The 9,896-nt window shown below is 68.2% G+C and carries 9 protein-coding genes; 1 reads left to right on the top strand and 8 read right to left on the bottom strand.

Annotated features, from left to right (window positions below; genetic code table 11):
- Nucleotides 1-1,092 (top strand): chromosomal replication initiator protein DnaA (dnaA, locus tag HUV01_RS07725; RefSeq protein WP_174297716.1); only part of this gene is annotated, 1,092 nt, incomplete at its 5' end.
- Nucleotides 1,093-1,141: 49 nt separating this feature from the next.
- Here the strand turns inward: dnaA and HUV01_RS07720 are convergent.
- The 8 genes from HUV01_RS07720 to HUV01_RS07685 all read right to left on the bottom strand — a co-directional run.
- A complete protein-coding gene (locus HUV01_RS07720; RefSeq protein WP_174297715.1) occupies nucleotides 1,142-2,539 on the bottom strand; it encodes a methyl-accepting chemotaxis protein in 1,398 nt (465 codons plus the stop codon).
- A 213-nt stretch (nucleotides 2,540-2,752) separates the two neighbouring features.
- Nucleotides 2,753-3,241 carry a DUF892 family protein gene (locus tag HUV01_RS07715; RefSeq protein ID WP_174297714.1) on the bottom strand — a complete coding sequence of 163 codons (489 nt, stop codon included), beginning with the start codon at nucleotides 3,239-3,241 and terminating at the stop codon, nucleotides 2,753-2,755.
- 163 nt (nucleotides 3,242-3,404) lie between these two features.
- Nucleotides 3,405-4,313: a class I SAM-dependent methyltransferase gene (locus HUV01_RS07710; RefSeq protein ID WP_174297713.1), complete on the bottom strand. Its 909-nt coding sequence runs from the start codon at nucleotides 4,311-4,313 to the stop codon at nucleotides 3,405-3,407.
- A 5-nt stretch (nucleotides 4,314-4,318) separates the two neighbouring features.
- Complete coding sequence (locus HUV01_RS07705; protein WP_174297712.1) at nucleotides 4,319-5,158, bottom strand: class I SAM-dependent methyltransferase; 840 nt, start codon at nucleotides 5,156-5,158, stop codon at nucleotides 4,319-4,321.
- The gene (locus HUV01_RS07700) at nucleotides 5,155-6,111 is read right to left on the bottom strand and encodes a phytanoyl-CoA dioxygenase family protein (protein ID WP_254606475.1); all 957 of its coding nucleotides are present in this window, start codon (nucleotides 6,109-6,111) and stop codon (nucleotides 5,155-5,157) included. The genes HUV01_RS07705 and HUV01_RS07700 overlap by 4 nt, the downstream gene beginning before the upstream one ends.
- Nucleotides 6,112-6,370: 259 nt before the next feature.
- Complete coding sequence (locus tag HUV01_RS07695; protein ID WP_174297710.1) at nucleotides 6,371-8,371, bottom strand: hybrid sensor histidine kinase/response regulator; 2,001 nt, start codon at nucleotides 8,369-8,371, stop codon at nucleotides 6,371-6,373.
- Nucleotides 8,372-8,625: 254 nt separating this feature from the next.
- Nucleotides 8,626-9,258: an isochorismatase family protein gene (locus tag HUV01_RS07690; RefSeq protein WP_174297709.1), complete on the bottom strand. Its 633-nt coding sequence runs from the start codon at nucleotides 9,256-9,258 to the stop codon at nucleotides 8,626-8,628.
- The coding region (locus HUV01_RS07685; protein WP_174297708.1) for a CaiB/BaiF CoA transferase family protein at nucleotides 9,255-9,896 on the bottom strand (642 nt) is incomplete at its 5' end. The genes HUV01_RS07685 and HUV01_RS07690, both read right to left, overlap by 4 nt.

The raw sequence follows: 9,896 nt of genomic DNA, 5'->3' as shown, positions 1-9,896 counted from the left end.
GGTCGCCCGGCCGCCACGTCGCAGCCTGTCACCGCCGCCGCCGCTCCGGCGGAACCGGCGGAGCGGCCGGCGCTTGATGCCCGGCTGACGTTCGACCGGTTCGTGGTCGACGCCTCGAACCGGGTTGCCTTCAACGCGGCGCGGGCGCTCGCCGAGCCGGGCGTGCCGCGGTTCAGCCCGCTGTTCCTCCACAGCGGCACGGGGCAGGGCAAGACCCACCTGATGCACGCGATCGGCCACGCGTTCCTCGCCGCCTGTCCCGGCGCGAGCGTGCTGGCGATGTCGGCCGAGCGGTTCATGTTCGAGTTCGTGCAGGCGCTGCGCGCGCGCGATACCTTCGCGTTCAAGGCGCGGCTGCGCTCGGCGGACCTGCTGCTGATCGACGACCTCCAGTTCATCGCCGGCAAGGACGCGACGCAGGAGGAGTTCTTCCACACGGTCAACGAGATCATGGCGGCGGGCAAGCGGCTGGTGATCTCCGCCGACCGCTGTCCGCAGGCGCTGGACGGGGTGGAGGCGCGCATCCTCGGCCGGATGGCGGTGGGGCTGGTGGCGGACATCAAGCCGCCGGGCTCGGAACTGCGCCGCACGATCCTCGACCGCAAGCTCGCCGACCTGCCCGACGCCGGCGCGGTGCCCGTCGACGTGCTGGACCTGCTGGCCAATCGCATCCATGCCAACATCCGCGAGCTGGAGGGCGCGCTCAACCGCGTCGTCGCCTATGCGCACCTGACCGGCGAGGCGATCGACCTCGACTTCGCGGTGGCGACGCTTGGCGAGGTGTTGCGCGGCGGGCAGCGGCGGGTGACCATCGACGACATCCAGAAGCTCGTCTCGCGCCATTTCGAGCTGAAGCCGCTCGATCTCGTCTCCGAGCGGCGCGCGCGGGCAATCGCCCGCCCGCGCCAGATCGCCATGTACCTCGCCAAGCGGCTGACCACCCGCTCGCTACCCGAGATCGGCCGGCGGTTCGGCGGGCGCGACCATTCGACGGTGATCCATGCGGTGCGCCGGATCGAGGAGCTGCGCGGCACCGACCGCGACGTGGACGACGCGGTGCGGGTGCTGATGCGGGAACTGGAAGGGGCATAGCGGTCGTACCCGGATGGACGACGACCGCGTCGGCGACGGCGCCCGACGCCTAGTCACATATGTACGAACACTCGAAGTCGCCCCAGCGCCGGCCGTGGATGACGATCGGGATGGCGACGTTGCGCGCGACCCGGTAGTTCCCGTTGCCGGCGCCGCGGCGGTATACGAACAGGAAGAACGGCGCGGTGCTCGCCTTTGCCACCTTGTCCAGATCACCGAACAGGATCCGGCCGTGGCGGCACCATCTGTCGTCGTGGTCGTAGTCGCCGGTCGGCGGTCGATTATATTCGGACGTGCAGGTCGGAAGGAACCCGTTCGCGTCCGTGCAGGCTGCCGACAATATGGCCGGCGAGCTCGCGACGAACCGCTCCAGCTCGGGCGCCCAGCACCGGTCGGCGAAGGCGGTCAGTCTCGACGTGAACCGCTCGGGGGCCGATCCCGGGACCGGCCGGTAGTCGCGATCGAACAGCATCTCCAGGTCGAGCGCGCCCGACGCGAGCGCCTCTTGCGTCAATGCGACGAACCGGTCGCGCTGGCCCGTGGCGAGGTCGATGAACCCGTGGTCGTCGGTAAGCGCGCCGGCCTGTACCGCGTCGTTGAAGGCGCCGTTCGACGTGACCTCCATCCGCAGGACCTTGGCGCGCGTCTTCTCGATCATGTCCGCGTGAAGCCCGGCCGCCGCCGAATAGCCGCGCAGACGCTCGGTCGCCTCGTCGACGTTCGACCGGATGTCCGCCGCGTGTTCGGTGACGTCGGCGGCCTGTTCGCGCACGCATCCCACCAGGTCCGCCGCTTCCGTCATCGCGCGGGAAACGATGGCGAACTGGTCTTCCGCCTGGCGGCTGCTGCGGACGCCCTCCTTGACGCTGGAGACGAAGTCGCTCGCCTCTCCCGTCAACGCCTCGACCGTGCTCTTGATGGTCTGCGTCGCCGCGCTGGTGTCGCGGGACAGGCGCTTTATCTCGGCGGCGACTACCTCGAAACCGCGGCCCGCCTCGCCGGCACGCGCCGCCTCGATCGTTGCGTTGAGCGCCAGCATCCTGGTCGTGCGCGCGATCGACTCGATCGCTCCGACGACATCGCCGACCTTGACGATGGCGTCGTCGAACCGGACCATCCGCGACCCCAACTGCGTGACCAGCGTGGTCAGCTTGCCGAACTCGGCAATCGACAGCTTGACCGTGTCGTGGCTCTGCAACAGCCTGTCGAGGGTCTCCGCCGACAGCGACCGGGTAATGTCCGTCGCTTGCGTGATGGCGGTCTGCTTGCGCTGAAGATCGACGATGACGGTGTTGAGGTCGTCCAGCGCGACGAGCTGCGTCGCGATGCTGTCCGTTACGCTCAGCATCTCTCCCGCGGCGTCCGTGCAGTCGATCGCCAGCTGTCCGATCTCGCGCGCGCTTGCGTCAAGTTGTTGTTGATTGAGGATTTTCGGATCCTGGAACATCCCGTGCCATCTATCGCGGCATGATGAAGGATCGGTTAGGGGGATGGGTGGGGTGAGCGACCATCCAACCACAACGCCCGTCGCTGCAGGCCCGCACGACGAGCTCTGTCGGTATCAGGGCGTCGACCAGCCCGTTGTCATGCAAAATAGTTTCCGCGATCCCGGACCCGGCACAATGCCGGGATCCGGTCGGCCGGACCGCGGATCGTCACGTCACCCCTGCTGCTTGGCCAGGAAACGGAGCGTGACGGACTCGATGATCGCCTCGACCCCGGCCGCCGCCGCCTTTTCCTCCTGTAACGATTCCTCGATCCATCCCTGGTGCGCCGCATGGCCTGCGGCCGTTGCGATCACCGCCAGCGATGTGTACGCCGCGATCTGCTCGCCCTGAAAGGCGTAGCCGGCAAAGAGGTTCTTCAGGGTCGCGTCGGGCATGACGCCGTGGACCGCCGCGCCGACGGTGCCGACCGCAGTGGTCACTCCCTCCCGCAGTGCTGCGGGGCTGCCGCCCACCTCCGTCAGCGCCTGCTCGATACGGGCGAGCTGCTGCTTGGTGGTCCCGGCGTGCTGCCGGAGCAGTGCGGCATAGTCCGGATAGTCGTCCAGGCCCTTCACCTGCAGTTCCAGCTGCTGGAGACCCTGGTGCTCCGCCGCATGGGTGTTCTGCAGCGACTGCGTGTAGATGTGCTTGGCGTCGGGCATGTCGTTCCTTCAAGGCTGACGAGCGGAGCGGAAAGTGGCGGCGCGTCCGTGTTCGTGGGTAATACCCGCACGGGCGGCTCGGTTCCCGATCGACGTGGCAAAGCTTCATAAAACAGGAAGTTGTCACCCGCTTCGGCGCGGACCGGACCGGGTCGGCGCGACGTCAGCGGGCGACGACCAGTCGGTTGATCGGCATGTGAAACGATGCGCGCGGTCCCCGCCGCGCGAACAGTCCGGTCAGCTCCGCCAGCATGACCCCCCGCTCGTCCGGCGACAGCATGAAGACCGAGTAGAAGAAGCTGGAAGCCTGGCGCGCGAGCGCCTCGGGCTCGGCCGTCGTGGAGACGACGTTCGCCTCGATCTCGACGCGGGCGCCTGGAAAGGCGACGCGCAGAAGGTCGTTCAGCGTACCGGTCTGGCGGATGCGCGGGTCGCCGAGATCGACGGCGCCATATCGGGGATAGGCGCGCCGCACATGGCCGGAGATCAGCGCCTCGATCTCCGCATAGCCGGGCGCGATGTCGACCGGGCCGTCGACGATCGCCGCGAACGTGCCGCTCGGCGTCAGCACGCGTGCGATTTCCGCCAGCACGGGAACGACTGGCTGCATCAGCGTCAACGCCCAATGGCACAGCACCACGTCCGTCGAGCCGTCGGCCAGGAAAGCCAGGTCCTGCGCCATGGAGCGATGCAAGACGACTCGGTCGCGTCCGAGCCGTCGTTCCGCCAATGCGAGTTCGTCGGCGCTCATGTCCACGCCCGCGAGCCGCGCGTCGGCATGACGCAGGGCCAGTCGCTCCAGCAGCACGCCGGACCCACAGGCGAGATCCAGTATGTCGGCGCTGGCGGTGCCGTCGGCCGCGTCCGCCAGCCAATCGTAGCTGTCGCGTCCATCCGCATCGAGGCAGGACGTCGCGCAGGACTCCGTGAAACCGGCATGGGCCTTGTGCACCGTCTTCAGATGGTCGCGCACTGCGGCGGCATCCGGCCACGATCCGCGGGCGACCGCGCGCGTCCAGTCGGTGTCGAGCGTGGTTTCCCGGCCGGGGTGGAGCGCACCGAGGTGGAGCACGTCGGTCAGGGCGTCACGAAGAGCATCGCGACGCGCTGCTCGAAACGCCAGCCGCCCCCGCTGCGGCAGCCTTCCAGATAGGCGGCCAGCGGCCCGGTCGACCGCATGGAGGCAAGCGGGACCGTGTCGTCGAACGCGCACCGCTGAAGATAACCCTCAACCACCGCGTCGTCGTCGGACTTCTGCGAATAGGCGACCTCCTGTACCTCCACGCTGGCGCCGAGCCGGCGAAGCGATGCCGCGATCTCCTCGCCGGTCCGGTACGCCTCTCCCTCGCCGCCACGGAAGCTGTCGAGAAAGACGCGGTAGAAGCGGATGTAGTGACTGTCGGCCATCGCGTTCGCGATGAAGCCGATGCCGCCGATGGCACGCACGAACGCCTCCATCGCCGCATCCAGCTCGGCCAGCGGCACCGCGTATAGCGCATGCGTCGCCCAGACGATGTCATAGGGCCTGTCGGGGGTGGTGAAGCCTTGCAGCGGCGTCTCGAACTCCGCAGCCGGGACGAACGGCAGGCCGAGCGCGGCGCGGGCCTCGGCGATCGAGAAGGCGGACGGATCGAGCAGGTCGTAGTCGATCGGGCCGATGCCCGCGTCCTCGACGCCCGCATGCCGTCGCAGCGCCGTCGGGAACTTGCCGGACCCGCAGGCGACGTCCAGCAGCCTGAGCGGACGGTTCCCGGCCGCGCGCTGCCGATCGGCGAGCCATGTCGCCCAGTCCTTCGCCTCGGCCAGGTGACGATAGTCGTCGGTGGCGAGCGCGTAGAAGGCGTCCATCTCCGCGCGGCTGGCCTCCGACCAGTGATCGCACGACCGGGCATAGGTATCGCCGGCCTGGCCGGTCATGCCGATCGCTCCGCCGGCCAGCAGACGGGGTTCAGATCCGACTCGGCCAGCCCGCCCGGCTCGCACCCGGGCATGAACTTGCGCCAGTCGCCCGACACGATCGTCGGGTCCGCGACGATCCGCGCGCCGTCGGCGAAGAAGGTGTTGGCAAGGACGATCCGGCTTCGTGTCGTGCGGTTCGGCCCGGCGGTGTGGAAGTTCAGATTGTGATGAAAGCTCGCCTCCCCCAGCGCGAAGGGGCTTTCGTCCACCGCTACCTCGTGCTGCCGGAACAACTGTCCCACATGCCGGTCGTAGCTCGTGTCGGTCTTGTTGAACGGCACGCCGGCCACCAGCCGGTGGGTGTCGATCGGACCGGCGAACGCCAGCGGCCCCATGGCGATCGGTATGGCCTGGGCGGCGATCCATGTCGTCACGACATCATGGGTATCGAGCGGGAAATGGTGGTCGTCATGGTGCCAGGGCGTGCGTCCGCAACCCGGTTCCTTGGACAGGACGTTGTCGTGGTACAGCCGCACCCGGTCGACCCCGAGCAGATCGGCGCAGATCTTCGCGATGCGCGGGCTGAACACGAACCGGCGAACCAGCGGATTGTCGAGCCAGACCATCTCCAGGCTGAGGAAACAGTCCTTCACCCCACCGTCCAGCGACACGGAGCATGTCGCCTCTAGCAACCGTTTCAGCTCGGCGCGAAGGCGCAACGTCGCGCCGGGGGACAGCACGCCTGGCAGCTTCACGAAACCGTTCACGCGGAACGCGTCGACGGCATCGGCTCCAAGCTCGAACGGTTCGGCCAGTTCGAGCGCCAGTTCGGCGTCATCGGGCCAGGCGACGTCGGGCAGGGGACCCAAGTCGACCAGCGGCGCGGCCGATCGGTCGTTCTCGGCCAGCGAGACGTACCAGTCCCACCAGTCCTGATTGTCACCCGACCAGTCTCCGCGCACGTCGGTCACGCTGTCGTGTGCGGAATCATCCGGGATGGCAGTCATGATGTGCGGTCTGCGCTCATGTCGCGCCAACGGTCACTCGTTGGCAAAGCAAAGACGCCCAAGTTCATGGTTGGTTGCCGAACGCGGCCCTCCTTCTGACGACTATAAGCGAGGGATTACATAGGTTTCGCCAGACCATTCGATCTGTGCATCAAACGGGCACCGCCCTGTTGCGCGCGCGCCGACGCGGCGGCGGACGAAGCGTTCGATCGGCAGGATCATTTCACCCGCTTGCGGAGCTCTGCCGGCTCAGCGCCTTGCGGAACACCCGGGACAGCTGCTCCACCGAATACGGCTTGTGGAGCAGTTCGAAGCCATGCGTGCCATTCTGCGCGAGCACATGGCTGTATCCGCTGGTCAGGATCACCGGCATGTCGGGATGCGATCGCCGGATCTCCCTGGCGAGGTCGAGGCCGCTCATCCCCGGCATGACGACGTCGGAGAACACGACATGATGGCGGCCAGGGTTCTGCGCCAGCTCGCGCAGCGCCTCCGTCGCATCCCGCGCCAGGACGCTGTCGTATCCAAGCTCGCGCAGCGCCTGGGTGGCGAACTCGCCCACCTGCTCGTTGTCCTCGACCACCAGTACGCAGATGCCGTCCCCGTCCATCGTGGGTTCCGGCACGGACGCCTGCGGAGGGACGCCTGCGTCCTGTGGCACCCGCGGCAGGTAGAGGGTGAACGTCGTGCCCTCGCCGATCGTGCTCTCGACGCGGATGTCCCCGCCGGACTGCTTGGCGAACCCGATGACCTGGGACAGGCCGAGGCCGGTGCCCTTGCCCTGTTCCTTGGTGGTGAAGAACGGCTCGAAGATACGGGCATGGTCCTGAGGCGCCACCCCCTCGCCGGTGTCGCGGAGGGTGATCGCCACGAAGTCTCCTGCGACCGGTCCGTGGCCGCGCAGCTCCGGGATGCCCGACACCGCATCCACCGCGATCGTCAGCCGTCCTTCGCCGTTCATCGCGTCGCGCGCGTTGATCCCCATGTTGACGAGCGCGGTCTCGAACTGGCTGCGGTCGGCGCTGACCAGGCACGGCTCGTCGGGGATGCGCGTCTCCACCTCGATGCGCGATCCCGTCAGCGTGCCGAGCATCGTCGCGACCTCCAGCAGGCAGGCGCCGCTGTCGAACACCTCGGGCACGAGCGTCTGCCGTCTGGCGAACGCGAGCAGCTGACCGGTCAGCCGGGCGGCGCGGTCCGCCGTGTCGCCGATCGCGTCGATATACCGCTCGCGCCTGTCCTCGGCAATGCCGGGCCGCTTGAGCAGGTCGATCGAACCGCGAATGACGGTCAACAGGTTGTTGAAATCATGCGCGACCCCGCCGGTCAGCTGTCCGATCGCCTCGAGTTTCTGCGACTGGCGGAGCGCCTCCTGCATCGTCGCCAGGGTTTCCGCGGCCTCCTTCTGCTCGGTGACGTCGCGCGCGCTGCAATAATACCGGCCATCCTCGGGAACGACGGCCCATGACAGCCAGCGCCACCCGCCATCGGTCGAACGGCAGCGGTTCTCGAAACGCAGGACGGGCCGTCCCTCGCGGACCTGCTCCCACGCCGCCCTGGTGCGCTCCCCGTCGTCGGGATGGACCAGGTCGAGAAACGGCGTCGTCCGGATCTCCGCCTCGCTCCATCTAAGGGTCGCCTGCCACGCGGGATTGCTCGACTCGAAGAAGCCGTCGGCGTTCAGGAACCCTTGCAGGTCGGGGCTGACCCGCCACGTCCGGCCCGCCTCGCGCGCGCGCTCGGCGACCCTGTTCTCCAAGTCCTGATTGAGCCGCTGGAGGTCCCGTTCGCGTTCGCGCAGCGCGCCGATGGCCTGCTCGCGCTCAGCGACGGCGCGGCGGACCGCCTGACGGAACACCTCCGCGAAGACGAGCACGACCAGCACCGTGGACGCGCTGACCACCGTCCTGGTGACGTCGGTCGCGAGCGGCACGGCCCGCGCCGCGGCGCGCGGCAGCACGACGAACCACGTCCACGCGAAGCAGCCGGCATAGGCGACGACACCCGCCCGCCAACGGCCGAACAGCGTCGCGATCAGGACCAGCGGATAGACGGGCGCATAGGGACCGGCGGTGGGGGCGACCGCATCCACGCCCGTTCGCACGATCGCGAAAAGCGCGGTGCAGACGCTTCCGAGCAGCAGTTGCGATGCCCAGCTGGGCAGCCACGAGGACCAGCGATCGACGACATCGAGTTCAGCCAGTCGTTGTAGCCGCCGCCGCATCCGTACTCCCTTCCGCAAACGTCGCCAGCCGGAATGGTCGTTCCCGGAAACGCCTTAGACGTCACGGCTCAAGAGTACGAACTCCAACGCTCACGCTCACGCCATCATCCGGGCGTGGCGGCAATCCCCGATGCGGCATCGTCAGCCTGCCGTGCGGAACCATGGACCCGGCACGAACAATGATCCGGCAGGGTTCGCCGCCGATCGGTGAGGGACGGCGTGCGGGCAGGGGCGGCCGCCGAAGATCGCCCCGATCATGCCGGTTCCCGGTCGTGCGCCGCGATCAGGCGCATCATCTCGTCCTCGCCGACCACCTCGGCGTATTTCGCCTGCAGATCGAACAGGTTGGCATCGTGCGGCCCGGCGTGGCGATCGCCGCACGCCTCGCGCACCACGAACGGGGCGAAGCCATGCTGCAGGGCATCCAGCGCCGTCGCGCGGACGCAGCCGGACGTCGAGAAACCGGTGACGATGACCGTATCGATTCCCTTCGCCGTCAGCGTCGAGGCGAGCGAGGTCGCGAAGAACGCGGAGGCATATTGTTTGGAGACGATCGTCTCGTCGTCGCGCGGTTGCAGCGACGGGGGAAAGGCGCCGCCCGGATCGCCGCGCTCGAACACCTTGAGCGGCGTCACCTTGCGGTAGAACAGCCCGCCGTCGGCGCCGCCCGGCTGATAGACCACATTGGTGAAGATCACCGGCACGCCCGCGTCCCGCGCCGCCGCCACGAGGCGCTCGTTGGCCGCCAGCGCCGTGGCGAAAGCCGGATCGTAGAGCGGCGATCCCGGGATCAGATAGGCCATCACCACATCGACCACGACCAGTGCCGGACGCCGCCCGAACGGCAGGTGACCGTCGAACACCCCGGCATAGTTGTCCGCCGTCATATCGCACCCTGCGCACTCAGCGCGGCGAGGTCCTCCGCCGACAGGCCGAGGGCGCCATAGACCTCGTCGTTATGCTCGCCGACGCGCTGCGGCGCGATGCTCCGGATCGAGCCGGGCGTGTCCGACATCTTCGGGAAGCTGTTCTGCATCCTGAGCTCGCTCCAGCGCGGATGATCGAGCGTGACGATCGCCTCGCGCGCGGCGAAATGCGGATCGGCGAGCATCTCGGGCGCGCGGTAGATCGCGCCCGAAGGCACGCTGTGCGCGATCATCAGCCGCTCTACCTCCGCGGTCGTCAGTGTCATGGTCCAGACGCCGATGCGTTCGTCGAGCTCGACCTGGTTGCGCCCGCGCGACACATGATCGACGTAGCGCGGGTCGCTGGCGAGTTCCGGCCGGCCCATCGCGTCGCACAGGCGGGCGAACACCGCGTCCTGGTTGGCGCCGATCAGAAACTCGCCGTCGGAGCACGGATAGACGTTCGACGGCGCGATCCCCGGCAACGCCGAGCCCGATCGCTCGCGAATGTAGCCGGAGGCGGCATATTCGGTGATAAGGCTTTCGGTCACCTGCAGCACCGCCTCGTAGAGCGCGCTGTCGACCACCTGGCCCTTGCCGGTGCGCTCGCGCGCATGCAG

The organism is Sphingomonas bacterium (assembly GCF_903643035.1).
GTDB lineage: Bacteria > Pseudomonadota > Alphaproteobacteria > Sphingomonadales > Sphingomonadaceae > Sphingomonas.
This window is presented reverse-complemented; position numbering and strand designations above follow the sequence as displayed.